The organism is Labrys sp. ALF-8, assembly GCF_059699065.1.
Genome location: NZ_AP048537.1, coordinates 2238502 through 2262108, shown reverse-complemented (window position 1 = coordinate 2262108; position 23607 = coordinate 2238502). Strand labels below are relative to the sequence as shown.

General features: G+C 65.5%; 21 protein-coding genes. 8 read left to right on the top strand and 13 right to left on the bottom strand.

Annotation, left to right across the window (positions count from 1 at the left end; translation table 11 throughout):
• Nucleotides 1-352: 352 nt before the first annotated feature.
• A complete protein-coding gene (locus AC6H34_RS10460; RefSeq protein WP_448150076.1) occupies nucleotides 353-568 on the bottom strand; it encodes a hypothetical protein in 216 nt (71 codons plus the stop codon).
• A 758-nt stretch (nucleotides 569-1326) separates the two neighbouring features.
• Between AC6H34_RS10460 and AC6H34_RS10455 the strand changes: the two genes are divergently transcribed.
• Together AC6H34_RS10455 and AC6H34_RS10450 are read left to right on the top strand one after the other, a co-directional pair.
• Entirely contained in the window at nucleotides 1327-1476 is a 150-nt protein-coding gene (locus AC6H34_RS10455; RefSeq protein WP_448150077.1) for a hypothetical protein, read from the top strand.
• On the top strand, nucleotides 1476-2069 hold the full coding sequence (locus tag AC6H34_RS10450; protein WP_497538760.1) for a cupin domain-containing protein: 594 nt from the start codon (nucleotides 1476-1478) through the stop codon (nucleotides 2067-2069). The genes AC6H34_RS10455 and AC6H34_RS10450 overlap by 1 nt, the downstream gene beginning before the upstream one ends.
• A gap of 18 nt (nucleotides 2070-2087) precedes the next feature.
• Here the strand turns inward: AC6H34_RS10450 and AC6H34_RS10445 are convergent, their stop codons facing one another.
• Entirely contained in the window at nucleotides 2088-2300 is a 213-nt protein-coding gene (locus AC6H34_RS10445) for a DUF1674 domain-containing protein (protein WP_448150079.1), read from the bottom strand.
• A 334-nt stretch (nucleotides 2301-2634) separates the two neighbouring features.
• On the opposite strand from AC6H34_RS10445, the gene AC6H34_RS10440 reads away from it, so the two are divergent.
• Entirely contained in the window at nucleotides 2635-3999 is a 1365-nt protein-coding gene (locus AC6H34_RS10440) for a trimethylamine monooxygenase (protein WP_497538759.1), read from the top strand.
• Between the two features lie 258 nt (nucleotides 4000-4257).
• On the opposite strand, the gene AC6H34_RS10435 is transcribed toward AC6H34_RS10440, so the two are convergent.
• Nucleotides 4258-5169 (bottom strand): LysR family transcriptional regulator, encoded by a 912-nt coding sequence (locus AC6H34_RS10435; protein WP_497538758.1) that lies wholly within the window; start codon nucleotides 5167-5169, stop codon nucleotides 4258-4260.
• 120 nt (nucleotides 5170-5289) lie between these two features.
• Here AC6H34_RS10435 and AC6H34_RS10430 point away from each other — a divergent pair, with 120 nt between their 5' ends.
• The gene (locus AC6H34_RS10430) at nucleotides 5290-6471 is read left to right on the top strand and encodes an MFS transporter (RefSeq protein WP_497538757.1); all 1182 of its coding nucleotides are present in this window, start codon (nucleotides 5290-5292) and stop codon (nucleotides 6469-6471) included.
• 22 nt (nucleotides 6472-6493) lie between these two features.
• Nucleotides 6494-7528 carry an aldo/keto reductase gene (locus tag AC6H34_RS10425; protein WP_497538756.1) on the top strand — a complete coding sequence of 345 codons (1035 nt, stop codon included), beginning with the start codon at nucleotides 6494-6496 and terminating at the stop codon, nucleotides 7526-7528.
• A 60-nt stretch (nucleotides 7529-7588) separates the two neighbouring features.
• Here the strand turns inward: AC6H34_RS10425 and AC6H34_RS10420 are convergent, their stop codons facing one another.
• From AC6H34_RS10420 to AC6H34_RS10385, 8 genes are all read right to left on the bottom strand, one after another.
• Nucleotides 7589-10033 (bottom strand): GcvT family protein, encoded by a 2445-nt coding sequence (locus AC6H34_RS10420; protein WP_497538755.1) that lies wholly within the window; start codon nucleotides 10031-10033, stop codon nucleotides 7589-7591.
• Between the two features lie 46 nt (nucleotides 10034-10079).
• Nucleotides 10080-11024 (bottom strand): phosphotransferase, encoded by a 945-nt coding sequence (locus AC6H34_RS10415; RefSeq protein WP_497538754.1) that lies wholly within the window; start codon nucleotides 11022-11024, stop codon nucleotides 10080-10082.
• A 139-nt stretch (nucleotides 11025-11163) separates the two neighbouring features.
• Nucleotides 11164-11430, bottom strand: coding sequence for a hypothetical protein (locus AC6H34_RS10410; protein ID WP_448150086.1), 267 nt, complete (start codon nucleotides 11428-11430; stop codon nucleotides 11164-11166).
• Between the two features lie 169 nt (nucleotides 11431-11599).
• The gene (locus AC6H34_RS10405) at nucleotides 11600-12019 is read right to left on the bottom strand and encodes an EVE domain-containing protein (RefSeq protein WP_448150087.1); all 420 of its coding nucleotides are present in this window, start codon (nucleotides 12017-12019) and stop codon (nucleotides 11600-11602) included.
• A 23-nt stretch (nucleotides 12020-12042) separates the two neighbouring features.
• Complete coding sequence (locus AC6H34_RS10400) at nucleotides 12043-12333, bottom strand: YciI family protein (protein ID WP_448150088.1); 291 nt, start codon at nucleotides 12331-12333, stop codon at nucleotides 12043-12045.
• 131 nt (nucleotides 12334-12464) lie between these two features.
• Nucleotides 12465-13133, bottom strand: coding sequence for a redoxin domain-containing protein (locus AC6H34_RS10395; protein ID WP_448150089.1), 669 nt, complete (start codon nucleotides 13131-13133; stop codon nucleotides 12465-12467).
• A gap of 193 nt (nucleotides 13134-13326) precedes the next feature.
• Nucleotides 13327-16449 carry an ATP-binding protein gene (locus AC6H34_RS10390; protein ID WP_497538753.1) on the bottom strand — a complete coding sequence of 1041 codons (3123 nt, stop codon included), beginning with the start codon at nucleotides 16447-16449 and terminating at the stop codon, nucleotides 13327-13329.
• A gap of 153 nt (nucleotides 16450-16602) precedes the next feature.
• Nucleotides 16603-17487 carry a bifunctional 5,10-methylenetetrahydrofolate dehydrogenase/5,10-methenyltetrahydrofolate cyclohydrolase gene (locus AC6H34_RS10385; protein ID WP_448150091.1) on the bottom strand — a complete coding sequence of 295 codons (885 nt, stop codon included), beginning with the start codon at nucleotides 17485-17487 and terminating at the stop codon, nucleotides 16603-16605.
• A gap of 177 nt (nucleotides 17488-17664) precedes the next feature.
• Here AC6H34_RS10385 and AC6H34_RS10380 point away from each other — a divergent pair, with 177 nt between their 5' ends.
• A complete protein-coding gene (locus AC6H34_RS10380) occupies nucleotides 17665-18690 on the top strand; it encodes a L,D-transpeptidase family protein (protein ID WP_497538752.1) in 1026 nt (341 codons plus the stop codon).
• A 163-nt stretch (nucleotides 18691-18853) separates the two neighbouring features.
• Nucleotides 18854-22099, top strand: a complete 3246-nt coding sequence (locus AC6H34_RS10375; protein WP_497539872.1) for a GH36-type glycosyl hydrolase domain-containing protein — start codon at nucleotides 18854-18856, stop codon at nucleotides 22097-22099.
• Between the two features lie 42 nt (nucleotides 22100-22141).
• Here AC6H34_RS10375 and AC6H34_RS10370 read toward each other — a convergent pair whose 3' ends face one another.
• Together AC6H34_RS10370 and AC6H34_RS10365 are read right to left on the bottom strand one after the other, a co-directional pair.
• Nucleotides 22142-22453 carry a hypothetical protein gene (locus AC6H34_RS10370; protein WP_448150093.1) on the bottom strand — a complete coding sequence of 104 codons (312 nt, stop codon included), beginning with the start codon at nucleotides 22451-22453 and terminating at the stop codon, nucleotides 22142-22144.
• A 25-nt stretch (nucleotides 22454-22478) separates the two neighbouring features.
• On the bottom strand, nucleotides 22479-22700 hold the full coding sequence (locus AC6H34_RS10365; RefSeq protein WP_448150094.1) for a SlyX family protein: 222 nt from the start codon (nucleotides 22698-22700) through the stop codon (nucleotides 22479-22481).
• Between the two features lie 59 nt (nucleotides 22701-22759).
• Here AC6H34_RS10365 and AC6H34_RS10360 point away from each other — a divergent pair, with 59 nt between their 5' ends.
• Nucleotides 22760-23548: a restriction endonuclease gene (locus AC6H34_RS10360; protein ID WP_497538751.1), complete on the top strand. Its 789-nt coding sequence runs from the start codon at nucleotides 22760-22762 to the stop codon at nucleotides 23546-23548.
• The last annotated feature ends 59 nt before the right edge of the window (nucleotides 23549-23607 follow it).

Genomic DNA, 23607 nt, shown 5'->3' with positions numbered 1-23607 from the left:
CCGAACCGTCCGGCCTGTGATGCAGCCGCCGGTCCCGTTCCCCGAATCAGTTCACTTTACTCTCCCCCTGACTCCCGCCGAAAGAGTCCTTGCGGCAGCTATTCAAGGAAATTTCGAGATCGTGCCGTGAGAGCGCACGGCCGCATCATGGCACCGATCATGGTTACCAAGCTGTTAACGCAGATGAATTCGAAGCGGAAAGAAGGCCAATAGGCTGGCAGGCCACAAAAGGAAAACGCCGCCCCGGCTGGCCGGGACGGCGTTCGCTACACATTTAAAAAATCATACACGAAGATAATAATGGAAAGCCTAGAGAATGCTTTGGTTCTGAAATCAGTCGTGACGATGGACGTCAGGACGCCGTATTGGCGCGCGGAACGTGCGCCGTATGGCGGAGGATCCTGGTCTTGTGGGCTGGAGCGGTGCTCTCTGGTGCCGGCACCGGCTCGCTGGTGGCAGGTGTTGCGTAGAGTTCAGGGCCGGTGACCAGATGGCCATGGGCGAGTGCAGCGGAAGCGGAGAGGGACAGGCCGGCGGCAGCGACCGCCGCAACAATGAATTTGTTCACGATCATTCTCCTTTTTGGAAACTCGAACGGCAATTCGTCATGCAATAGGGATTCTCTACGCCCGCCGCCGGACAGCCGCAACGCAAAACGAGACGGCTCGGCTTGAAATTATTGTGATATCTATTTTACGAAATCGCGATCACGCAGAAACATCCGCGAAATAATCCAGGAATTCGCCGGCGGCGGCCGCAAGCCTTGCGGGATTCCGAGACTTCGAGTCTTGCCTCGCGCGAGCAGCCGCGTGGGCGACGATTCTCGGAGAAGTACACCCCTACAATGACGATTCGACGTCGCCGTCGTCCTATAAGTCATGTCGCCAACACGAAGAGCACCTGGCCCGCTATAAAGGGCTTGCCCTGGCTGTCTCGTTCCCGATTCGACAATTCATTCGTCAAGGCCACCGGCGTGCAGACCTCGCCCATCTGAGGCAGGCACAGCGCTCTTCGCGGCCGGAATCCATCCTGCGGATCACGGATGGAATCACGACACGAGAACGCCTCCACCCCGCATGTCTGCCCCTGCGGAAGCAGTCGACGTCGGCTGTTTTGGTAGAAAGGCCTGTATCCAAGGTTACAGATACTTCAACCATTAGAAAACAATATGCTTTTCAGGCATCAGAGCGTGAAAATCGCCAGCATTCGCCCGGATTCAAGGGACAAATACGCGAAAACATCGAAGCCGTGTCACGCTCGATCGACGGCAGCTGCGGCCAATGCCCGGCACCGCGAGACATTCACGTCCGACGAGAGGACCAGATCATGAGCGAATTCTATCAAGCCCTGCAGCCCGGCGTCCGGTTCTATCGCTGGCTCGACAGGCTGTTCGCGCGCCGGCGGAACGCCGCCCGGCCCGTGCGCCGCCCGCTGCCGCTATATAGCCTCCACGTGGTGGATGGAGGTTCCTTCTGATGCAGATCTGCCTGGCCGATCTCCACGACATACCGGTGCCGGACGACAGCCTCGTCCTGCGCAACGCCTTCAACCAGGAAGCCTTCATCTTTCCCGCTCATCTCGACGAGTCCGACCCCGTCTGCTTCGACGTCGTTCTGGGCCGGAACGGCTCGGGCGGCGCCGATGGGCTGGAACACGTCCATCCCGCTTCGGACGAAACCTTCATTGTGCGTTCGGGATGCCTGAAGGTGATGATCCACGGACACGCCCATATGGTCCGGGAGCGCGAATCCATCACGATCCGGCGCGGCGCACCGCACTATTTCGTCAACGGCCACGACCGGCAGACGGAATTCTCGGTGATCTTCGATCCGCCGCAGCAGCAGCGACGCTTCTTTGCCAATTTCGCGGCCACGGCGGAGCGCCGCGGCCGGTGGTTCTCGGCTCGCGGCAGGCCGCATCTCCTGCTCATGGCGCTGGTTCTGCATCGCTACCGCGACCATCTCTATCTTGCGAACCAGCCGGTCTGGCTGCAGAAGGCACTGTTTGCAGCGCTGGCGCCGGTAGCGCGCCTGTTCGGCTACGGCCTTGAAATCCAGCCCGGGAAATAGCGGCACCGGCCGTCGCCCTCAGAAGTCGGAGGCGATGCCCTTCACTTCCCAGTCACCATAGCGGACAGGCTCAGGCCCGTCGCGTCCGTTGATCTCGCGAGGACGCTCCACCGGCTGCTCGGACTTGCGGCGCTCCGCCGCCTCCAGGAGTGCGCGCCTGGCCTCTTCGCTCAGCACCTTGCCGGGCGCGGCGTTTGGCGGGAAGTCGGAATTTGGATCGGAACCGGACATGCGCTTAAAATCGCAAAATCGGCTGCCGCGATCAAGCACGGAGTAACGGGGTTTCATGCCCGAGACTCTTCCGGCATGGAGATGGATCATGATCAGCACCGGCAGGTCGCGGCGCCCGCGCCGTGCCGCTGCGAATCCCGCATCCGCCAAAAAGCGCGATGCCGCCTTGCCATAGACGCAGGCCCGATTATAGTCAGGAAATAAATATTATCTGCAGGAAACCCTTGTGGAGACCTGCGGACCATAATCGCGACGCGGGCGGCCAAGCATGCCTGCGGCGCGGCAAAAAAACAGACCATCCATTCCAACGCCGTTCGGCAAAGGGGAATTGCACATGACGAGAGTAGCCGTGATCGGTGCCGGTCCTTCAGGCTTGGCCCAGCTCAGGGCCTTCCAATCCGCCGCCAGAAAGGGCGCAGAAATCCCCGAAATCGTCTGCTTCGAAAAGCAGTCCGATTGGGGCGGCCTGTGGAACTATACCTGGCGCACCGGGCTGGACGAATATGGCGAGCCGGTCCACGGCAGCATGTATCGCTACCTGTGGTCGAACGGACCGAAGGAGTGCCTGGAATTCGCCGACTACACCTTCGAGGAACATTTCGGCAAGCCGATCGCCTCCTACCCGCCGCGTGCCGTGCTGTGGGACTACATCAAGGGCCGCGTCGAAAAGGCCGACGTGCGCAAGTGGGTGCGCTTCTCCACGCCGGTGCGCATGGTGCGCTTCGACGACAAGACCAGGAAGTTCACGGTAACGGCCCACGACCGGCCGAATGACCGCATGTATGACGAGGAGTTCGACTACGTCGTGGTGGCGAGCGGTCACTTCTCGACGCCGAACGTTCCTTATTTCGAGGGCGTGAAGACCTTCAACGGCCGCGTGCTGCATGCCCACGACTTCCGCGACGCCCTGGAGTTCAAGGGCAAGGACATCCTCATCGTCGGACGCTCCTATTCGGCGGAGGACATCGGTTCGCAGTGCTGGAAATATGGCGCGAAGTCGGTCACCACCAGCTATCGCTCCAAGCCGATGGGCTTCAACTGGCCGGCCAATTTCGAGGAACGTCCGCTGCTCCAGCGCCTCGACAAGAACACCGCCTACTTTGCCGACGGCTCCACCAAGGAAATCGATGCCCTGATCCTGTGCACCGGCTACCAGCACCACTTCCCCTTCCTGCCGGACGACCTGCGCCTGAAGACCGCGAACCGCATGTGGGCCGACAGCCTCTACAAGGGCGTGATCTTCGATAGGAATCCGCAGCTCTTCTATATCGGCATGCAGGACCAGTTCTACACCTTCAACATGTTCGACGTGCAGGCCTGGTGGGCGCGCGACGTCATGATGGGCCGCATCAATCTGCCGCCCGAAGCCGAGCTGAAGGCCAATTTCGACGCCTGGCGTGCCCGTGAGGAAACGCTTGAGGACGCCGAGCAGATGATCTGGTTCCAGGGCGACTATGTGAAGGAGCTGCTGGCCGAGACCGACTATCCGCAGTTCGACATCGAGGCCACCAACAAGACCTTCATGGAGTGGGAACACCACAAGATGGAGAACATCATGGGTTTCCGCGACCACGGATACCGCTCGCTGATGACCGGCACCATGGCGCCCAAGCACCACACCAAGTGGGTGGACGCCCTGGACGACAGTCTGGAGAGCTACCTGCAGACCGAGCCGTTGAAGGAAAGCAAGGTGGCGTAGGATTCCGCGGCAACAAGACAGGCAAGCGCTCTCCTTTCCCACGGAGCCGGGAGGGAGAGCGCCTCATCTCAACTGGTCGGTTTTCTTCATAAACCGAGCACAGCCGATAACCCGTCATTCCCATGCCGGCCGGACATATTTGCCGACAACGGCGTCACCCTCGGCATCACCGGCAAGATCACTCTGATCGGCCTCCGCCAATCCGGTCTCGATCGAGGTTCATCACCGTCCTATTGCGCCACATCGGTTCATCGATCCTCACCGGGGCGCCTCCTGCCCGATCCGCTCCACCAGGAAGTCGACGAACGCACGGATGCGGGCCGCCAGATGGTCATGCCCGACGAACACCGCGTGGATCAGTTCGATGTCGAGGGCGTTGTAGTCCTCCAACAGCGCCACCATGCGTCCCGCGTCGATGTCGGGCTGGACGTGGAAACGGCCGAGGCGCACCAGGCCGAGGCCGTCGAGGCAGAGCTGGCGCATGGTCGGGCCGTTGTTCGCGCTGAGATTGCCGCTTACCGAAACGCGCCGGAGCTCGCCGGTCCGCGAGTCGCGGAAAGGCCAGGCGTCGAGCCCCCGGCGGAAGTTGAAGAGCAGGCAGTTGTGCCGCTCCAGGTCCTCCGGCTTGGCCGGCAGCCCGTATCGTTCGACATAGGCGGGCGAGGCGGTGATCACGCGCCGGCTCTCCAGGATCTTGCGCGCCTTCAGGCTGGAGTCGCGCAGGGGGCCGGCGCGAAGCGCGATGTCGGCGCGCTCCTCGACGAGATCGATCACCTCGTCGGTCAGAGAGAAATCGAGCTCCACCTTTGGATAGCGCGCAAGGAAGTCCGGCAGGAGCGGCACCACGCATCGCGAGCCGAAACCCACGGAGGCGCTGACGCGCAGCCGCCCGGCGGGCACCACCTCGCCGCCGCTCGAGATCATGCGTTCTGTCTCGGCGATGGCGGCGAGGATGGCCTGCGCGCGGGCCAGATAGGTTTCGCCTTCCGGCGTGAGCTGCAGAGCGCGGGTGGTGCGCACCAGGAGGCGGGCACCGAGCCTGTCCTCGATGCGGGTGACGAGCTTGCTCACCGCGGACGGCGAAAGATGAAGCTTGCGCCCCGCGGCGGAGAAGCTGCGCAGTTCGGCGGCCGCGACGAATACCTCCATCTCGCCGGCCCGGTTGTCCATGACTTCGTCCCCTCTCTTTGAATTCAATTCAAAATCATTCGTCCATTATGCCTGATTATCATAGGAATGGGGACCGGCGATATTCCCTCCCGACTGTTTCACCCTGTCGGGATGCTCGCCATGCCCCTTGCCCTCTTTGCACTCACGATTGCCGCCTATGCGATCGGCACCACGGAATTCGTCATCGTCGGCCTGCTGCCCACCGTCGCCGCCGACCTCCACATCACCCTGCCGCTCGCCGGCCTGATCGTCAGCGTCTACGCGCTCGGCGTCACCTTCGGCGCGCCCGTGATCACGGCCCTCACCGGCCGCCTCGGCCGCAAGAGCCTGCTCCTCGGCCTCATGGCCCTCTTCATCATCGGGAATACGGCCGCCGCCCTCAGTCCCGGCTACGCGCCTCTGCTGATCGCGCGGGTGCTGTCCGCCTTCGCGCACGGCGTCTTCTTTTCCGTCGGTTCCACCATCGCCGCCGATCTCGTGCCGCCCAACCGCCGCGCCTCAGCCATCGCCCTGATGTTCATGGGCCTGACGGTCGCCATCGTCACCGGCGTGCCCCTCGGCACCTTCATCGGACAGACCTTCGGCTGGCGCGCCACGTTCTGGGGCGTCTCGGGCCTCGGCGTCATCGCGTTCGCCGCCCTGGCGCTGCTGCTGCCGGCCAACCTGTCGAGGGCCTCGCCGGCCCGCCTGGTCGATCAGGTCCGCGTACTCGGGAGCGGGCGCCTGCTGCTCGTCTTCGCCATGACCGCGCTCGGCTATGGGGGCACCTTCGTCGCATTCACCTTCCTCGCTTCCATCCTGCAGACGGTCACCGGCTTCTCGGAAGCAAGCGTGAGCCTGATCCTGGTGCTCTACGGCGCCGCCATCGCGGTGGGCAATCTCGCAGGCGGACGCATCGCCGACCACAATCCCGTCAAGGCCCTGATCGGCCTCTTCGCCTTGCAGGCGCTGGTGCTGACGCTCTTCACCTTCACAGCCGTTTCCCCGATATGGACGCTGGCGACGCTCGCGGCGCTGGGTTTCCTTTCCTTCGCCAACGTGCCCGGCCTGCAGCTCTATGTGGTGCAGCTTGCCAAGATCCACCGCCCTGCGGCCGTGGACGTCGCCTCCGCGCTCAACATCGCCGCCTTCAATCTCGGCATCGCGCTCGGCGCCTGGATCGGCGGCCTGGTCGTGGCCTCGCCCCTCGGGCTGGGCATGACACCCCTCGTCGGCGCCGTGCTGGTCGCCGCCGCCCTTGGCCTCACCCTGTGGAGCGGTGTCCTCGACCGGCGTCCCGTCCCCGCCGGCCACCCGGCCTGAACCCGAACCGAGGATCATGACCATGGACTATCGTCACATCGGCCAATCCGGCCTCAACGCCTCGGCCCTCTCCTTCGGCGCCGGGACGTTCGGCGGCTCGGGTCCCCTGTTCGGAGCATGGGGCACCACGGATGCCAGGGAGGCCAGGCGGCTCGTCGACATCTGCCTCGATGCCGGCATCAACCTGTTCGACACCGCGGATGTCTACTCCAACGGCGCCTCCGAGCAGGTGCTGGGCGAAGCGATCAAGGGCCGGCGCGAGCGCGTGCTGATCTCCACCAAAACGGGCCTGCCCATGGGCGACGGCCCGGCCGACTACGGCACCTCGCGCTCGCGCCTCATCCGCTCGGTGGAGGATGCGCTACGCCGCCTCGGCACGGACTACATCGACCTCCTGCAGCTCCATGCCTTCGACGCCGCTAGCCCCGTGGAAGAAGTGCTGGCGACGCTGGACAGCCTCGTGCGGGCCGGGAAGCTGCGCTATGTCGGCGTCTCGAATTTCTCGGGATGGCAGATCATGAAGTCGCTCGCCGCGGCCGACAGGCACGGCTATCCGCGCTATGTCGCCAACCAGACCTACTACTCGCTCGTCGGCCGCGACTACGAATGGGAGCTGATGCCCCTGGGTCTCGACCAGGGTATCGGTGCCCTGGTCTGGAGCCCCCTGGGCTGGGGCCGTCTGACCGGCAGGCTGAGGCGCGGGCAGCCTCTCCCCGAAGGCAGCCGCCTGCATCAGACCGCGGATTTCGGACCGCCGGTGGACGAGCAGCGGCTCTACCGCGTCATCGATGTCCTCGACGAGATCGCCGCCGAGACCGACAGGACGGTGCCGCAGATCGCGATCAACTGGCTGCTGCAGCGCCCCACCGTCTCCTCGGTGATCATAGGCGCCCGCAACGAGGAACAGCTCCGCCAGAATCTCGGGGCGGTCGGCTGGGCGCTCGCGCCGGACCAGATGGGAAGGCTCGACGAGGCCAGCGCGGCGGAAGCGGCCTATCCCTATTTTCCATACCACCGCCAGGAAGCCTTCGCTCGGCTGAACCCGCCGGCCGTCTAGTCGCATTGCTCCTTCCAGCCCTTCGACAGAAGCCCTCCCTCCCCCATCGGGCTCATTCACTCACGCCTTCACCCGCTCCATCCTCGGATCGTAGGGTGGCTCCAGGAACACCTCCGCCTTTACCCGCTCCGTCGCCACTTCCAGCTCGTAGCTCCCCGACAGCACGTAGTCGCGGTCAACGCCCTGGGGATCGCGCACATAGCCGTAGCCGATGTTCCTGCCGAGCGTGTAGCCGAAGCCGGCCGAGGCCAGCCAGCCGCAGCGCTTGCCGTCCCGATAGATCGTCTCGCGGCCGAGCAGGATCACGGCGGGGTCGGCAACCGTGAAACCGGCAAGCAGGCGCGGCAGGGGCTTGCCGCCCTGCTCCACCAGGGCCTCGCGGCCGAGGAAGGGAATGTTCTTCTTCAGCTTCGCTGCCCAGCCGAGGCCGGCCATCAAGGGCGAGTGATCCGGGCCGATCTCGCCGCCCCAGGCGCGATAGCCCTTTTCGAGGCGGAGCGATTCGATGGCGCGGTAGCCGGCATTGACGAGCCCCAGCGGCGCGCCTGCTTCCATCAGGGCGTCGTAGACGGTCGCCGTGAATTCCATCGGGATGTGCAGTTCCCAGCCGAGTTCGCCGACATAGGTGACGCGCATGGCGAACACACGGGCTCCCGCGACATCGAGGAAGCGGCAGGTGCCGAAGGGAAAGCCGGTGTTGGAGATGTCGTCTTCCGTGAGCCGTGCCAGGATCTCGCGCGATTTCGGCCCCATCAGCACCAGGACGGCGTTTTTCGAGGTCATGTCGGTGAGACGCGCATCAAGTCCCTCCGGAATGTTGCGCGCGATCCAATCGCGATCATGCGTGGCGAAACCGGTGCCGGTGACGATGTAGTAGTAGTCCGGACCGGCCCGTGCCACGGTAAGATCGGCCTCGATGCCGCCCTTGGCGTTGAGCATCTGGGTATAGACCAGGCTGCCGACGGGCTTGGCGACGTCGTTGGCGCAGATCCAGGAGAGGGCTGCCTCGGCATCCCGGCCCGTCACGGAGAATTTGGCGAAGGAGGTCTGGTCGAATACGACCGCCGCCTCGCGGCAAGCCTTGTGCTCGCGACCAACCGCCTCGAACCAGTTCTGGCGTCCATAGGTGTAGATGTCCCGCGCCTCCGCGCCCGGAGCGGCGAACCAGTTGGGACGCTCCCAGCCGAGTTTCTCGCCGAACACGGCACCCTGAGCCTTCAGCCGGTCGTAGAGCGGCGAGCGGCGCAAGGGACGGCCGGACTGGTACTCCTCGAAGGGCCAGGCCATCGTGTAGTGCTTGGCATAGGCCTCCATGGTCCTCTTGCGCACCCAACCGGTGTCGAGCGTGTTGTTGCCGAAGCGGCGGATGTCGACGGCCCACAGGTCGTAGGGTGGTTCGCCCCTTGCCACCCATTCGGCCAGCGCCATGCCCGCTCCCCCGCCCGAGGCGATGCCGAAGGCGTTGAAGCCGCAGCCAACATAGATGCCCTTCACGTCGGGTGCGGCGCCGAGGATGAAATTGCCGTCGGGCGTGAAGCTCTCGGGCCCGTTGATGAACTGCTTGATGCCGGCGCTCTCCATCGCCGGTACGCGGCCTATGGCGAGTTCCATCAGCGGCTCGAAATGATCGAGATCGTTCTCCAGAAGCTGGAATTCGAACTTCTCCGTCGCCCCGGTGTTGGCCCAGGGTTTGGGATTGGGTTCGTAGCCACCCATCACCAGACCGCCGACCTCCTCCTTCCAGTACGTGAGACGGTCCGGATCGCGCAGCGTGGGCAGGTTCGTCGCGACGCCCTCGATGCGCTCCGTGATCAGGTACTGGTGCTGCATCGAGACGAGGGGAATGTTGACGCCGGCCATGGCCCCGATCTCGCGCGACCACTGTCCGGCGCAGATCACGATCTTCTCCGCCTCGATGCGGCCCTGGTCGGTCAGCACGGCGCGGGCGACGCCGCCCTCCACCTCGATGCCGGTGACCGTGACGCCTTCCCTGAAGGTGACGCCGCCATTGCGCGCACCCCTGGCGAGAGACTGGGCGATGTCGGAGGGCGAGGCCTGCCCGTCCGTCGGCAGGAAGGCGGCACCGACAACGTCGTCCACCTGCATCAGCGGCCAAAGGTCCTGCGCTTCCTTCGGGGTGAGAAGCTGCATCTCCAGGCCGAAGGAGGTGGCCGTGGTGGCCTGGCGCTTCACCTCCGTCCAGCGCTCCTGGTTGCAGGCGAGACGCAGGCCTCCGTTGCGCTTCCAGCCGGTCGCGAGGCCTGTCTCCTGCTCCAGCCGGTCGTACAGCGCCACCGAATAGCCGAGGAGCTGGGTGATGTTGGCGTTGGTCCGCAACTGTCCCACGAGCCCGGCGGCATGCCAGGTGGAACCGGAGGTCAGCTTGCCGCGCTCCAGTACCAGGACGTCGGTCAAGCCCATCTTGGCGAGGTGATAGGCGGTGGAACAGCCGACGATGCCGCCGCCGATGATGAGGATTTTGACGGAGGAAGGAAGGTCGGCCATGGGAACCCCTGGGAGCGCGGACGTGCCCGTCCGCTCTTGAAACGGATCACTTTGTGGAAAGGAAGAACGGGTCGTCCGAGGCTCGTCGAGCCTGGAAGGGATGTGCGTGCTCCCAGGCTCCATACGCCGCTTCGTAGCGCCGCAGATTCTCGGCGGTATAGGCGGCATAGTCGAAATCGAGCGCGGAATGGATCTCGGACACCATGCTCCACATCGTCTCGCGCAGCAGCGAGGCCGCCGTCATGGCGGCAAGACGCCGGTGCAGTTCGTCGGTCATCGGCCGGTCGAAATAGGCTTCCGCCAGTTGCTCGCTCGCCGCCGCATCGACCTCGGAATTGGAAGCGAGGCCGCCAAGATCGAACAGCGGCGAGTTGAAGCCCGCATAATCCCAGTCGACCAGCCAGAGCCGCTTGCCGTCATCCAGGAAGTTGGCGGCGAGGAGATCGTTATGGCCAAAGACAATGTCGACGGGGCAGACCGCCGCTTCCAGCCGCTCGCTCTCTGCAAGCAGGCGCGACAGCAGCGGGAGGTGGCGGCTGCTGCCCTCCCTCAGGGTGTGGGCATAGTCGCGCACCACCTGGAATACCCAGAATATCGACGCCGGCCCGCGGAAGTGGCGCGGCATCTCGGTATGACAACGGCGGACGAGATCGATCAGCGCGGTGTGGTTCCGGGGGTCTCTGATATCCTCGGGCGTGAAGGTTCGGCCCTCCACGAAGCGCAGCACCAGTGCACCGGGTTCGCTGTGTACGACCTCGGGTGAAATGCCGGCCGCGAAGGCTGCCTTGCTGGCTGCCAGCTCGTTGCTGCGGCTGATCTGGTGGAGAGGAATGTCGTCGCCGATGCGCACGACATATTTGTCCGCGCCGTCGACGACCGTGAAATTCGTATTGGTGATGCCTCCGCCAAGCGGCTGCGGTTCGACCTTGCCACTCCAACAGGCCAGCATCGCCGCTTTCTTCAGAGGATCGAGAAGCGGTCCAGCCCCCATGGCATCTCCGGCTCATCCGTTCAAGCTGGAGGGAAGTTAGCGCGATTTGGATGAAATCGTCCAGCGGGAAGACTGGCAGGCGGGAGCTCATCTTTGACGCACCGTCCCCTCTGCGGGGAGACGGTGCCCGACTGCGCGCTCAGACCGACCGACCGTCCAGCACGATCTCGTAGCCGCGATTCAGCAGCCGCATGCGGAATTCCTCGAAATGCCGGCGGTGGCCGCTCTCGACCTGATCGGCCGGATAGGTCCAGCCGTTGCGCCGGGCGGCTTCGAGGACCGCCTCATATTCGGCGTCGCTGATACGCCGCGCTTCGGTCTCGCCGATTCGATGGCGTGTTTGCCCTGCCTCGATGGCAGGAAACGCCAGAAGACCGAGCATGGCGACCTGGAAGAGGCTCATCATCGTTGCCTCCAACGGAAAGGGTCTCCATGGGAGGATGCGCGAGATCGCGATCGTAGTCCTGAAAGAGGGATGAGAAATGCGTGAAATCGACGGGCTTGGGAATCGCGGCTGGAAAGGCGAGGGCTCCCTCGCTTTCAAGAACCTCCGCCCCCAAGGCGCCCGTCAGCCGCTAGCCCTCGTATCCGCCCATCCCGCAAACAAGCTTCCATTCGCCGTCCGTCACCGGCTGGACGGAAAGGCGGGAGAGCTTGACCAGCGCCATCTCGGCGAGTTTCGGCTCAGCCTTGATCGCGGCGAGGGTGACGGGATTGGGGAAGGGCTTAACCGCCTTGAAGTCGACGAGCACCCAGGGCTCCCCCGGGGTGGCGGGATCGGGATAGTGCTCGCGCACCACCTCGGCCACGCCGACAATCGCCTTGCCCTCGTTGGAATGGTAGAAGAAGGCATGGTCGCCTTGCTTCATCGCCATCAGGTTGAGCTTGGCGGCGTGGTTGCGAACACCGTCCCAGGGCGTGCCCTTGGCACCGGCCGCGACCTGCTGGTCCCAGCTCCAGACGTCGGGTTCGGACTTGATCAGCCAATGGCGCATGGCAGGACCTCCTCTGCGATGCGTCAGACCGAGGCCGGCGGCTTCACGCCCCAGCGCCAGCGGCGGATCGAGGTGGAGGCGAACAGCCCGGCCTTGGCGTAGGGATCGTTCTGCGCAAAGGTGCGCGCCTCGGCCTCGGAGGGGAAGTCGACGATCAGGAGCGAACCGACCATCTGGTCCTGTTCGTCGAGGAAGGGGCCGGCCCCGAGGACATGGGCATCCTGGGACTTGAGATAATCCATATGCGCCGGCCGGGTCGCCATACGCAGTTCCAGGCCGTTGGGGATGTCTTCACACTGGATCACGAACTGCACGAACCTCTCCCTGAAACGATTTTGATGAAAAACGAAGCCGCAATCGGGTAGCGGGAAGCGGCCCGTTTGTCGAGAGGGCGGAGGTCGCGTTCAGCTCGATGCGGGAGACTCCGCGCACTCCCGCCTGCTTGCTACTGGAGCCGGATGCCGAGCGAGTCCCGCACGGCTGCGACGAGCTCCGGCGGGCTCGGGAACTTGCCGATCCCCTCATAACCGTCTGCGATGCATTCGATATGGGTCCAGCGCACGACGCCGTCCCGGTCGATCAGGAACTGCCCTTTGAGCTGCGGCCACTGCTGCTGGACATCGCTGCGATCCCTGTCCGTTTCCACATATCCGTCGCGCTTCGACATCGCCTCCGCGGCCTGCATGACCGGCATCGGCTCGGGAAACTCGCCGAAGGGATCGATGCGCACCGATGCAAGCGCCCCCATGAGTTCCGGCGTCGCTTCCGGCTTGGGCACGCCATAGGCGCGGTGGGTGAAAAGCTCCGGGTCGGTGGCTATGCGGAGCCGACTCGGCCGGAACCTGAAATAGAGGCGGGCATTTTCAAGCTCGGTAGCGACGATGCCGAGACTCTCCACACCCAGCGCCTCCAGCTCGGCGCTGGCCGATGCCATCTGCGCGATGGCGCGCCGGCAGAACGGGCACCATAGCCCGACGAACAGGGCCAGGAACAGCGAACTCCTGCCGCGATAGTCGGCCAGGGAAGCGGTTCCGCTGCCGTCGAGGGCCGGCAGCATGAACTCCGGCGCACGTTCGCCGGGAGAAATCGGTGAAAGCAAAGGCGACATGCTCATGCGAACCCCTCCGAACTGGACAAGGTCCGAGCTGTCTTCCGGAAAGGGCCTTCGAGCCTCGGCCGAAGCTCCCAATATCGACCCGCCGCTCGCTGGAGTAAAGCACGTTTGGGTAGAAACGCCGCTTTTCTCCAGGTCTTTGTTTTTCGACGCGTCTTTGCGTTTTGCCGATTCCGTCAAAACACAAAACGCTCTAGCACAGGAACGGCAGGACCATCAGGGCATCCGGCTCCAGGCCCGCCTTCTGGCAGACCGCATCGGACTTCGCCAAGTATAGCGCCGCGAAGGCCCGGTTCCCAGCGTCGAGGTGAAGCGTGCCCAGGCCGTCGTAGCAGGGGAAAAGGAATTGCGGTTCCTCGGTCCGTTCCGCAAGGCCGAGAGCCTCCTCGTAGCAGGCCAGTGCCTCGGCCTGTTCGCCACGACATTGGTGGATCTGGCCCAGAATGATGAGCGGGGCGGCGAGATGGTCGACCAGACCCAGCCGTCGATCGAGTTCCACCGCCATCCGCGCCGCCTTGATGCCGTCGGCCTCGCAGCGATCGGTCAGGGCGCAGTAGGAGACCGCGAGATTGGCATAGAGGTGCGACTGGAAGCCGAGATCTCCCACCTTGCGGGCCGTCTCGAGCCCGCGCAGGCAGGTACCGATGCTGAGTTGCGGGTTCAGCGAACTGTAGAGCACGCCGAGATTGGTGTATCCCCGGCAGGCCACGTGGAGCAGATCGTGTTTCTCGGCCAGCCTGACGCTTTCCTCGATGTGGCCGACCGCTTCGCCTGGCCTTCCCGCGCGGGCAAGGGCGACGCCGATGGTGTTGTAGGCATGCGCCCGCGTCGCCGCGAGTTCGCGAAGGCGCTCGGGATCCGCTTCCGCGTCCTTTTCCCGATCCGCCTCGACCAGTGCCCGCTGGGCCCACGCGATCGCCACCGCATTGTCGCCACCGCGAAAGGCGAGCCTGCCGGTCTCCTGCAGAAGCTGGGCGCGCTCGAGCGAATAGCCCTCATCCCCGAGAAGAAGCAGTCCGCGTCCGAGGCAGGCTCTCGCCTGTTCACGTTCGCCCGACTCCCAGTAGAGCCCGCCCCGCTTGCGATGGAGGCGGGCGGCGCCTGCAAGGTCCCCGCCGGCCTCGAATTCCTCGCGGACGGCATCGTAATGCGCCGCCGCCTCGGTGCGCCGTTCGGTCAGTGCCAGGAGATCGGCAAGCCGCTCGCGCGCAGCCCGGACCGCGGCCTCGCTGCCGGGACAGCCTTCGAGGGTGCGCAACGCCCGCTCGTAGTGCCGGATGGCGTCGTCGTTGGCGTAGACGGCGCGTGCCCAATCCCCGGCTGCCACCAGGTAGCTTGCGCCCCTCGCCTTGTCGGCGCTCAGGCTCCAGTGGCGCCCCAACGCCTCCAGGTCTGCCAGCCTCTCGGGCCTCGTCCCCACGGCGCTCTCGAGCGCGCGGCCGGCTCTTTCATGCAGCTCGGTCCGGCGAGCGAGAAGAAGATTCTGATAGACGGCCTCCTGCACGAGCGCATGGACGAAGCGGATGGAGTCGCCCGTTTCGTCGCGGCAGAGAAGATCGGCTGCAACCAGCCGCTGGATCACGGCATCGATCCCGCGTGCCTCCGTGGCGACGGCTGCCAGGAGTGCTTGCGGAACGATCATGCCGAGCACCGCCGCCTCCTGGAGCAGGCGCCGGGCCTCGACAGGCAGCCTGTCCACGCGGGATAGCAGGAGGCCCTGGAGGGTGGAGGGTATTTCCGTCGCATCGAGCGGGGCAGCCCGCGCCCAGCGCTGCCCATGGCGCACCAGAACCCCGCGGCTCACCAGGCTGCGCACGATTTCCTCGACGAAGAGGGGGTTGCCGCCCGAGCGTGCGGCGACGAAGCTCCGGATGCTGTCGTCCCGATCACCCTCCACCGCGCCGAACAGGCCGGCCACCAGGGCTCCCGTGTCATCCTGCGAGAGCGATGCAAGGCGGATCGCCGAAGACGAGACACCGGGGTGCGGCGGCACCGACACATCGGGCCGGTGCGTGAGAACGAGCAGGAGCCGGCGGTCGGAGAGTTTGCCGGCGACATCGCACAGGAGCGTCAGGGAGGCCGCGTCCGCCCAGTGGAGATCCTCGACGACGATGATGAGATGGCCCTGGTCGAGGCGCTGCTCGATCAGGAGGCGAGCCGCCAGCGTAATCTGGCGCTTCAGCTGTTCCGGCGCCAGCTGGCTCGCCTCGTCGGTCTCCATTCCCAGGATGAAGCCCAGCATCGGCGCTATGGCTTCCGCCATGCCCGACTCCGCCCCCAGCGTCGCCAACCCGCCCATGAGCTTGCCGCGTGCCGAGGCGAGCGTATCGTCGGCCCGAAGCCGATAGCCTTCCCGGAACAGGGCGCCAAACACGCCATAGGTCGGCTCGCCGCGGGACGAGCAGGCGATGTGGCGCACAGCCCCGCCGGCCAGCTTGCCCTTCGCTTCCAGCGCGCCGAGGAACTCGGCGACAAGGCGGGACTTGCCCGCGCCCGGTTCGCCGCACAGATCGACGATCTCGCAATGCCCTGCCTGCACGCGTTCGAAGGCAGCGAGCAATTGCGCCAGTTCACCGTCACGGCCGACCATCGGGCTGGCGAGGCCGTAGGCGGCCAGCCCACGGCCGCTGTCCGGCGCCGCAAGCAGGCCGACCAGGCGATAGGTCAGCACCGGCATGGCCTTCCCGCGCAGCGCTAGTTCAAGCCCCTGCTCGAAGGCGAAGCGGTGATGCGTCAACGCATGGGTCGCCTCCGATACCAGGATGGCACCCGAAGCCGCGGCCAGCAGGCGCGCCGTGGTGTTGACGGTGTCGCCCGTCACCGCATAGGCGGCATCGGGGGACCGGCCGAGATGGCCGGCGACGACGGGTCCGGTATGGACGCCGATATGAAGGCTGACCGGCTGGCCGAGCCGCCCGACCCATCCTTCGTTCGACCGCGCCAGCGCCTCCACCATGTCCAACGCCGCGTGGAGAGCCCGCTCCGGGTCGTCCTCATGCGCCACGGGTGCGCCGAAGACCGCCAGCACGGCATCGCCCACGAATTTCTCGAGAAAGCCGTCATGGCGGGCGATGACCGCGGCCAGTACATCGAGCAGTTCGTCCTGGAAGGCCCTGACCTCCTCGGGATCGAGGCGCTCCGCCATCGTGGTGAAGCCGGTGACGTCGGCAAAGAGGACGGTCACCTGCCGCCGATCAACCTCGGGCGCAAGGCGCGGCGGCGCGGGCACGGCCTCGGCAGCCGAAACGCCCTTTCCGCAACGCGGACAGAAGGCGAAGCCCGGACTGAGTTCAAAACCGCAACCCGCGCACACCATGGGACGATCCGCCGCTGCGATGCGGACGCGATTCTACCGGGCTGGACGGGGGGCGGCAAGCGTTGCGACGGGTCCACCGGCCCGCAGCGCGGGCCGAAGACGATCCCGGCTCCGCGAAGCGTCACTACCTGCCGCCTCGCGCCCCGGATTGCCTCATTTCACCCGCGCTTCGGCGGCCACCACCGTATTGTGCAGCAGGCAAGCCACCGTCATCTTGCCGACGCCACCGGGCACGGGCGTGATGTAGGAGGCCTTGCCCAACGCTTCCTTGGTGGCGACGTCGCCGACGATGCGGCCCTTGCCGTCCTCGGTCGGCACCCGATTGATGCCGACATCGATGACCACGGCGCCGTCCTTGATCCAGTCTCCCCTGACCATCTCGGCCCGGCCCACGGCGGCGACCAGGATGTCCGCCTCGCGGCAGACGGCGGGCAGGTCCCTGGTGCGCGAATGGGCGATGGTCACCGTGCAGTCATTGGCGAGCAGGAGCTGGGCCATGGGCTTGCCGACGATGTTGGAGCGCCCGACCACCACGGCGTTCTTGCCGGAGAGGCCGGCCTTGCCCACGGTGTCGAGCAGCATCATCAGCGACCCCAGCGGCGTGCAGGGGATCAACATCTGCTCCGGGTCGATCTTCGCGGCGGTGAAGAGCTTGCCGACGTTCATCGGGTGGAAACCGTCCACATCCTTGGCGGGATGGATGGCGTCGATCATCATCTGGCCATCGAGATGGCCCGGAAGGGGCAGCTGCACCAGGATGCCGTCGATGCCGGGATCGGCGTTGAGGTCGGCGATGACCTTGAGCAGTTCTTCCTTGCCGATGGTCTCCGGCAGCTCGATCAGGTGCCCGTCGATCGCCGTCTCATGCGCCATCTTGGTCTTGGTGTTGACGTAGGCCCGGCTGGCGGGATGGTTACCGACGATCACCACGTCGAGGCGCGGCTTGCGGCCATGGGCGGCGGCAAAGGCCTCCGCGCGAACCTTGGTGCGGGCGCGGACATTCGCAGCGTGGACATTGCCGTCGATCAGTTCGGTCATGGCGCAACTCTCATTCTCACGAAACAGCGCGCGTCTTATAGCGTGCCGGCCGGCAAATGCAGCCATCTTGTGCCGCCATGTTCTGTCCTGATTTGTACGGCGCCTCGACCCCGCGCACGCGAGGGAACTTCATGGGTCCTCCGCGACTTTTCTTCCCATCATCGCCGGGAGACAGACATGCGCCTGATCGCGTTCGCCGCCAGCCTCGTCCTGCTGCCGCTTGCCGGCCCCGCCCTCGCCGCCGGGCTGGACATGGGCGGCATCAACGCCGCGACCTTCTCGGCCGTCGAGAGCCACGGCAAAGCCCGCGGCGCCTCGGCCCTTCTGGTCAAGGCCCAGATCCTGCTCGACCGCGCGGGCTATTCGCCGGGGGAAATCGATGGCCGCCATGGCGACAACTTCGTCAAGGCCCTCGCCGCCTACCAGGCGGACCACGGCCTGCCGTCGACCGGCGAACTCGACCAGCCAAGCTGGGACAGTCTGGCGGCGACCTCGTCCGAACCGGTGGTGACGGAATACGAGATCAGCCGCGGTGACCTCCGCGGCCCGTTCACCAGGCGTATTCCGGCGAAATTCGAGGCCATGGCCCGGCTGCGGCGCCTCAATTACCACAATGCCCACGAGGAACTCGCCGAACGCTTTCACATCAGTCCGGAGCTTCTCAGGGCAATGAATCCACGCGAGCGCTTCAGGAAGCCGGGCGATACCATCGCCGTGGCGGCCGTATCGCAGCCCGACCTCGCACTGGTCAAGGCCAATCGGGCGGCGCCGCAGCCGGGCTCCGCCGTCCGGCTGGAAGTGGACAAGGACAAGCTCACGCTCAGGGCCTTCGACGCCACCGGCAGGCTGATCCGCTTCTTCCCGGCCTCCGTCGGCAGCGAGGACAAGCCCGCCCCCTCGGGGACGCTCGAGATCGAGCGGGTGAATCTGCGGCCCGACTATACCTACAATCCGAAATATGCCTTCAAGGGCGTGAAGGCCAGGCACCCCTTCACCATCGCCCCCGGCCCCAACAATCCGGTCGGGCTGGTGTGGATCGACCTCAACGAGGAGGGCTACGGCATCCATGGCACGCCCGATCCGGGTCGCATCTCCAAGCGCTATTCCCACGGCTGCATCCGCCTGACCAACTGGGACGCGCTGGCCCTCGCGACGCTCGTGCGCCAGGGGGTCTCCGTGACCTTCGTCGGCAACGGGCCGTAGCGGGGATCGCCGCTCCGTGGGATGCGCACCCTCATCCGGCGCGGCGGCCAGCGCTTTCCCACGATGCCAATTGACAGCAAGGCGATTTCCGAACGGAGTGTGCGCCGAACGGGGCATGACCATGCCGGCGCGATTCGAAGGTGCCGGCGCGAAGGAGGAAGCCATGGCCGACGGCGCCAAGCGTCAATTCAGCATCCCGCGCGAAGCGGACATCGGGCTGCGGTCGATAGGCAACGCTGCAGGTCTGACCGTCAGCTTTTCCGCCAACGGCACCGTCTTTGCCATCGAGCACCGCGATCCCAAGGCGTCGGTGACCATCAACCAGGTGCTCGGCTCGCCCATCCACGGCGGCATCGGCCGGATCTATCTGCGCGCAGGCGGCCGGAAGCCTTTCGTCACCGAGTTGGTCGGGCCGGGAGCCAGGACGGATTTCGCCATCGGAAGCAGCAGCGCGAGCTGGACGGGCCAGGCCGGCGGCATCGATTTCCGCGTGGCGCTTTGCCTGCATCCCAGCGAGCTGGCCTGGTTCTGGGACATCACCCTGGCGGGCCATGGAGACGCGCCCTGCGACGTGGTGTTCGTGCAGGACATCGGCCTCGGCCCACGTGGCTTCCTGATGAACAGCGAGGCCTATGTCTCGCAATATCTCGACCATCACATCGGTGATCACCCGCAATTCGGCCCTGTTATAATGAGCCGGCAAAACTTGTCGCAGGCCGGTCAATTCCCCTGGGTGGCCCATGGCTGCCTGCAGGGAGCCCGGAGCTTTGCCACCGATGCCCTGCAGATTTTCGGCCCCGGCTTCCGCTTTTCCGGGCAGCTCCTCCAGGAATTCGGCACGGACCTGCCGAATGTCCGCCAGCAGCATGAGGTCGGCTGTGCCGCCATTCAATCACTGCCGGTGACGCTGTCGGGGTCCGGCAGCGCCGAGCTCATCTTCTTCGGCCGGTTCGAACCGAACCATCCGGACGCATCGAGCGGTGCCGACCTAAGCCGGCTAAGCAATATCGCCTCACTACGGCAGGATATCGGCCCTGTCGCCCAGTCGGCCGCTGCGGCGCCGCCGCGCAGCCTCCTGCAGGACGCCACGCCGCTTCCGGTACAGGCCCTCGACACGGCCATTCTCGATCGCCTCTATCCGGACCGCAGGGCCGAGGAATGGCAGGACGGCGCGCTGCTGTCCTTCTTCGTGCCCGAGGGCCAGCAGAATCGCCATATCGTGCTCGCCGCCAAGGAACGGCAGGTGCCGCGCCGCCACGGCGCCCTGCTGCGCAGCGGTCAGAGCATGAAGCTCGACGATTCCACGCTCTGCTCGACGGCCTGGATGCACGGCGTCTTCGCCGCACAGCTCACCATCGGCAATACCTCCTTCCACAAGCTGTTCTCGGTTTCGCGCGATCCCTACAATCTCACCCAGGGCAGCGGGCTTCGTATCCTGGCGGACCTCGGGGAGGGCTGGCGACTCCTCACCGTGCCTTCCGCCTTCGACATCGGCCTCAGCGATGCGCGGTGGATCTATCGTCTCGGCGATCGCACCATCACGGTCCATGCCATCGCGGCGGGCGACGCGCCGGCCATGCAGTGGCGCGTGAGCGTCGAAGGTCCGGCCTGCCGCTTCCTCGTCATCGGCCATGTCGTGATGGGCGAGCGCGACTATGAGCAGACAGGCACGATTGACGTTGACGTAAACGAGAGACGCATTTCGCTGCGCCCCGGCGCGGACTGGCTCTGGGGGCAGACCTATCCCGAGGCCGCCTACCATCTCGTCACAGCCACGCCGGGCTCGGTGGAAGCCATCGGCGGCGACGAGCTCATCTATCAGGACGGCGAGGGCCGCGGGGGCGCTTATGTGGCCCTCCGCTCGACGCCGACCGCCGAACTCGTCTTCGCCGTCGCCGGCTCCATGACCAGCGCGGCGGAAGGCGAGACCCTTGCACGCCGTTTCTCTTCCGGCGCCGACACCGAAGGCCTTCTCGCCCCGGCGCGCAGCTTCTGGAGCCACGTTACCCGCGACCTGCGGCTGCAAGGCTCCGGCAGCGACGTCGAGGCGCAGGACCTCATGATCCCATGGCTTGCCCATGACGCCCTGATGCACCTCACCGTGCCGCACGGGCTGGAGCAATATACCGGCGCGGCCTGGGGTACGCGCGACGTCTGCCAGGGTCCGATCGAGCTGATGCTGGCGCTGGAACACGATGCCGAGGTCAGGGATATCCTGCTCACCCTGTTCGGCGAACAGTCACGGGCCAGGGGCGACTGGCCACAATGGTTCATGCTCGAGCCCTACCCGTACATCCGCGCCGGCGACAGCCATGGCGACGTCATCGTCTGGCCGCTCAAGGCCCTCTGCGACTATGTCGAAGCGACGGGCGACCTCACCATCCTGGATGAGAAGACCCCCTGGCGCGACGAGAAGAATGCGCACACTGCCGATACGGCAACTCTCGCCGAGCATATCGAGAAGCTGCTCGCCACCGTGCAGGCGAGCTTCATTCCCGATACGAGCCTGGTGCGCTACGGCGAGGGCGACTGGAACGACTCCCTGCAGCCCGCCGATCCTCACCTGCGCGACTGGATGGTCTCGAGCTGGACTGTTGCCCTGCTCTACGAACAGATCGTCCGCTATTCAGCCATCCTCAAGCGCCGGGGCGAGACGGGGCACGGCGCCGAACTCTCCGACCTCGCCGGCAAGATGCGCGGCGACTTCAACCGCCACCTCATCCGTGACGGCGTGGTCGCGGGTTACGGCCTGTTCGATCCGGCGCATGACGGCGTCGAGCTGCTGCTGCATCCGTCCGACACCCGCACGGGCCTCTCCTATTCGCTGATCCCGATGACGCAGGCGATCATCGGCGGTCTCTTTACCCACGAGCAGGCCCGCGACCACCTCTCGGTGATCCGCGAGCACCTGCTGCTGCCGGACGGCGCCCATCTGATGGACCGGCCGGTGGCCTACAATGGCGGCCCCGAGAGGCTGTTCCGCCGCGCGGAGTCCGCTTCCTATTTCGGCCGCGAGATCGGCCTGATGTATGTGCATGCGCATCTGCGCTACTGCGAAGCGCTGGCCAAGCACGCAGACGCGCCGGGGGTCTGGGAGCAGCTTGCCCTGGTCAATCCGATTGCCGTGACGGGGCACCTCGCCAATGCCTCGCTGCGTCAGCGCAACACCTATTTCTCGTCCTCGGACGCCGCCTTCCTCGATCGCTACGCCGCAAGCGCGGAGTGGGGCCGGGTACGCGCGAAGACGATCGCCGTGGAAGGGGGCTGGCGCATCTATTCCAGCGGCCCGGGGCTCTTCACGCGCGCCATCGTCGAGCTGGTACTCGGCAGGCGCCGCCAGTTCGGACAGAGGGTGAGCCAGCCGCTGATAGCGGAGGCGCTGACGGGAAGCACCTCGAGCCTGGGGTGACCCGCTGGTACGCCAGCATCCGAGGGGAGGCTCCGGCCTGGGCTATTCCTCTTCCTTCTTGATCTGGCGCTTCTTGTCCCGGCGCCGCTGCTTGCGCAGCTCCGTGCTTTCATGGACGCCGTAGGTCGAAGGCGGCTTCCTCTTCCGGGAGGCTGCCTTCTTCTCGGCCCGCGCCCTGTCCTTCAGGAGGGCATCCGCCGCCGCGAGCTGCTCCTCGGTGAAATAGAGGTCTCGTCCAACCGCCGTGAAGAAGCCGTGCTGGCGGGCGACATTACCGAGATGCCGGGCTTCGACGTCGAGGCGCCGCGCAGCCTGGGCGAGGGAGATCAAGGGGGGAGCGGGAGCTTCAGGCACGGTCTCTTCCATATACGGCAGCTTTTCAATAATGCGGCGGGGGCGGCTCGGGCAAGCCGGCAAGATCGGCGCGCTGCTCGCCGACGGCCACGCGGTCCTCGAGCCGGGAGAGCTGGCGCGTCAGCGCATCGATCTGCTTCCATTGCGCGACGACGGCCTTGTTGAGATCCTCGATGGTCTGGTCCTGGAAGGTCAGGCGCATCTCCAGTGCGTCGATGCGGGCGCTCAGGCTCTCGATGTCGGTCATGGCGGGCTCCCAGCTTCTGCCTGCACCTCTTGGCAACAATTTCAGACTAAAACCAGCCCATGCTTCGGGGATTCGGCATATTTCGCCCATCGACATGGGCCAGCCTGACGAAATACGCGATCGTGTTCATCGTCGCGATGAATCTCGCACGTCTGGAGCGCCTCACCAGCCGGGCCGCCGCCATTGCCGCCGTCGCCCTGGCACTGGTGATCCTGCTGACCTGGCTCGGCATCCTGCCGCTTGGCGGCGACCGGCCCGAATGGCGCCGCCTCCTCCGCCGCCACAGCACGGCCCTCACCAGGCGCTATCGCCAGCTCGTGCGCGTCAACGCCTACGGCGCCGAGGAATTCGACAAATGGCATGACGAGCTGGCACGCTTCCGCGAAGCCGTGAAGCTCAGCCTGGAGGAGAAGGCTATACTGCGCTTCGATGCCCTCGCCACCCGCATGGTGCGGGCCTGGGCCGCCGCGGAACCCGACGCTCGCATTCCCGAGGCGATGGAGGAGATCACGCCCGAGGACTACGAGCATCTGTGCGCCGACCTCCTGCGCAAGGCCGGCTGGGAGGCCGACGTCACCGGGCAGTCGGGCGACCAGGGCGTCGACATCCTGGCGCGGCAGGGCGAACTGGTGGTCGCGCTGCAATGCAAGCTTTATTTCGGCAATCCGGTCGGCAACAAGGCCGTGCAGGAAGCCCACGCCGCTGCGGGCTACAGCGACGCCGACTATGCCGTGGTTGTCTCCAACCGCGATTTCACCAATGCCGCCGAGCAGCTCGCCAGGAAACTCGGCGTACTGCTGCTGCACCACAGCGAGTTGGCGGATCTGGCGGAGATACTGGAGCGGTAACGCGATTGCGGCGGAACCGTCGCCAATCGAAAAATACTCGCAATTTCAGTATATTAAGG

Excerpts from the sequence above, each read along its gene's own strand:
- AC6H34_RS10405 (WP_448150087.1), bottom strand. The coding sequence starts at position 12,019 with ATGCGCCATTGGCTGATCAAGTCCGAACCCGACGTCTGGAGCTGGGAC.
- AC6H34_RS10445 (WP_448150079.1), bottom strand. The coding sequence starts at position 2,300 with ATGTCCGGTTCCGATCCAAATTCCGACTTCCCGCCAAACGCCGCGCCC.
- AC6H34_RS10440 (WP_497538759.1), top strand. The coding sequence starts at position 2,635 with ATGACGAGAGTAGCCGTGATCGGTGCCGGTCCTTCAGGCTTGGCCCAG.
- AC6H34_RS10420 (WP_497538755.1), bottom strand. The coding sequence starts at position 10,033 with ATGGCCGACCTTCCTTCCTCCGTCAAAATCCTCATCATCGGCGGCGGC.
- AC6H34_RS10410 (WP_448150086.1), bottom strand. The coding sequence starts at position 11,430 with ATGATGAGCCTCTTCCAGGTCGCCATGCTCGGTCTTCTGGCGTTTCCT.
- AC6H34_RS10435 (WP_497538758.1), bottom strand. The coding sequence starts at position 5,169 with ATGGACAACCGGGCCGGCGAGATGGAGGTATTCGTCGCGGCCGCCGAA.
- AC6H34_RS10455 (WP_448150077.1), top strand. The coding sequence starts at position 1,327 with ATGAGCGAATTCTATCAAGCCCTGCAGCCCGGCGTCCGGTTCTATCGC.
- AC6H34_RS10415 (WP_497538754.1), bottom strand. The coding sequence starts at position 11,024 with ATGGGGGCTGGACCGCTTCTCGATCCTCTGAAGAAAGCGGCGATGCTG.
- AC6H34_RS10380 (WP_497538752.1), top strand. The coding sequence starts at position 17,665 with ATGCGCCTGATCGCGTTCGCCGCCAGCCTCGTCCTGCTGCCGCTTGCC.
- AC6H34_RS10425 (WP_497538756.1), top strand. The coding sequence starts at position 6,494 with ATGGACTATCGTCACATCGGCCAATCCGGCCTCAACGCCTCGGCCCTC.
- AC6H34_RS10430 (WP_497538757.1), top strand. The coding sequence starts at position 5,290 with ATGCCCCTTGCCCTCTTTGCACTCACGATTGCCGCCTATGCGATCGGC.
- AC6H34_RS10375 (WP_497539872.1), top strand. The coding sequence starts at position 18,854 with ATGGCCGACGGCGCCAAGCGTCAATTCAGCATCCCGCGCGAAGCGGAC.
- AC6H34_RS10450 (WP_497538760.1), top strand. The coding sequence starts at position 1,476 with ATGCAGATCTGCCTGGCCGATCTCCACGACATACCGGTGCCGGACGAC.
- AC6H34_RS10395 (WP_448150089.1), bottom strand. The coding sequence starts at position 13,133 with ATGAGCATGTCGCCTTTGCTTTCACCGATTTCTCCCGGCGAACGTGCG.
- AC6H34_RS10385 (WP_448150091.1), bottom strand. The coding sequence starts at position 17,487 with ATGACCGAACTGATCGACGGCAATGTCCACGCTGCGAATGTCCGCGCC.
- AC6H34_RS10365 (WP_448150094.1), bottom strand. The coding sequence starts at position 22,700 with ATGACCGACATCGAGAGCCTGAGCGCCCGCATCGACGCACTGGAGATG.
- AC6H34_RS10390 (WP_497538753.1), bottom strand. The coding sequence starts at position 16,449 with ATGGTGTGCGCGGGTTGCGGTTTTGAACTCAGTCCGGGCTTCGCCTTC.
- AC6H34_RS10360 (WP_497538751.1), top strand. The coding sequence starts at position 22,760 with ATGCTTCGGGGATTCGGCATATTTCGCCCATCGACATGGGCCAGCCTG.